The organism is Erwinia sp. PME.40.26/001 (assembly GCF_055556675.1).
In genome coordinates this window covers 1-242 of sequence record NZ_JBVHNP010000382.1, presented here as the reverse complement: position 1 = coordinate 242, position 242 = coordinate 1, and the positions used below count along the sequence as shown (strand labels likewise).

At 64.5% G+C, this 242-nt stretch carries 1 protein-coding gene; it reads right to left on the bottom strand.

Annotated elements, in window-relative coordinates:
* The coding region (locus ACZ3HG_RS24635; protein WP_465335132.1) for a hypothetical protein at positions 1-242 on the bottom strand (242 nt) is incomplete at both ends.

Here is a 242-nt window from a genome sequence, read left to right as displayed (position 1 = left end):
AGGCCATCGCTGGTGACAGCGACCTTGAAGAGCTTCACTGCCACTGGCTGCGACCCCTCCTCCACGGTCCAGCTGGCAGCGTGGATCACTCCTGAGGCGCCTTCCCCCAGCTTCTCGCCCAAGACCAGATCATCCCAATCGATGGCCGCGACTTGCGCGTTGCGGTCCGCCGTTTCCTCCACTGCTTCACACCAGGGATTGCCCGCCATGGCCAGCCAGCTCAGGCGTGGCAGGGTCAGCAA